At 69.1% G+C, this 1628-nt stretch carries 2 protein-coding genes; one reads left to right on the forward strand and one right to left on the reverse strand.

The features are described 5' to 3' along the window. On the forward strand, positions 1–1101 hold a 1101-nt coding region (locus B4E30_RS09565), incomplete at its 5' end, for a transketolase C-terminal domain-containing protein (protein WP_286795029.1). Positions 1102–1151: 50 nt separating this feature from the next. Here B4E30_RS09565 and B4E30_RS09570 read toward each other — a convergent pair. Further along, positions 1152–1628: 3-hydroxyacyl-CoA dehydrogenase family protein (locus tag B4E30_RS09570; protein WP_286795030.1), on the reverse strand; the 477-nt coding region annotated here is incomplete at its 5' end.

Below are 1628 nucleotides of genomic sequence, written 5' to 3' on the forward strand. Positions count from 1 at the left end.
CGCGGGTTCCGGCCCGCGGTCGAAGACGAAGCCGATCAGTTCCACGCGGTCGGCAGGATCGATCCGATCACCGGCGAGACCATCGGCAGCGCCGGCGGCACGTGGACCGATGTGTTCTCCCGCGAGCTGGTCGACGTCGGTGGCGAGCGCGACGACGTCATCGCGATGACCGCGGCCATGCTGCGGCCGACCGGCCTGCTGCCGTTCTCGCAGCGGTTCCCCGATCGCGTGTACGACGTCGGCATCGCCGAGCAGCACGCCGTCGCCTCGGCCGCCGGCCTCGCCTACGGCGGGCTGCACCCTGTCGTGGCCATCTACGCGACCTTCATGAACCGGGCGTTCGATCAGATGCTGATGGATGTCGGACTCCACAGAGCGGGTGTGACGTTCGTGCTGGACCGGGCGGGGGTGACCGGCCCCGATGGGCCCAGCCACCACGGCATCTGGGATCTCGCGATGCTGCAGATCGTTCCGCACATCCGCATCGCGGTGCCGCGAGACGCGGAGCGCCTCCGTGAAGAGTTCCGTGAAGCGCTGACCGTCGAGGACGCGCCGACCGTGGTCAGGTTCCCCAAGGGTGCGGTGGCACCGGACCTGCCTGCTCTCGAACGGCTCGCGGACGGCGTCGACGTGCTCGCCCGCATCGACGAGCAGGATGTGCTGCTGGTCGGGATCGGCCCGATGGCACACGTCGCCGTGCAGGTCGCCGAGCGTCTGCGGGCGCAGGGGATCGGCTCGACCGTGATCGACCCGCGGTGGGCGATCCCCGTGCAGCGTTCGGTGATCGACCTCGCGGCGACGCATCGGCTCGTGATCACGATCGAGGACGGCATCCGCGTCGGAGGCATCGGCACGCGCGTCCGTCAGGTGCTTCGCGAGTCCGGGGTCGATACGGCGGTGGACGAGCTCGGGGTCCCCGACGAGTTCATCGATCACGCCGGTCGTGAGGAGATCCTGCGCGATGCCGGGCTCACCGCCGCGAAGATCGCGCAGGACGTGGTCGCCCAGGTGCTGGGCACACGCCTGCCCATCGCCCGCGGTGCGGGCGAGCCCGTGACTGACGACATCCCCGATCTCGCAGGCCGGAGCGACGAGGACTGAGACGAAGAGCCCGCCGACCTGGCACGGTCGGCGGGCTCTTCGCGGTGATCTCAGCCGGCGATACCGACGATCTTCGGGTGGTGGAAGCTGTCTCCGAAGACGCGCTCGGACGCTCCTTCGCGGTCGAGGTACGGGGATGCGCCGCCGTCGATGAAGGGCCAGCCCGCCCCGAGGATCAGACAGAGGTCGATGTCCTCGACCTCGGGGACGACCCCTTGCTCGAGCATGATGAAGATCTCCTGCGCCAGACCGTCCTGGACCCGTCGGAGGATCTCGTCCTCGGTCGACGGGGAGTCGCCGACGGCGCCCTTCAGGACCTTCTCCGCATCCTTGGACCACCCGGTGACCCGTCCCGCCTTGTCCTTCTCGACAACGCGATCGAGCGCGGCGAGCTCGTGGAAGTTCTCCGACGCGTAGAAGCGGTCCGGGAAAGCCGTGGCCATCGTGTCCTGCACGTGGGCGGCGACCTTCCATCCGACGAGGTCGATCAGCTGGAACGGTGTCATCGGGAGTCCGAGGGGACGGAA

Source organism: Microbacterium sp. UBA3394 (assembly GCF_002358725.1).
In the GTDB taxonomy this organism is placed as follows: domain Bacteria; phylum Actinomycetota; class Actinomycetes; order Actinomycetales; family Microbacteriaceae; genus Microbacterium; species Microbacterium luteum.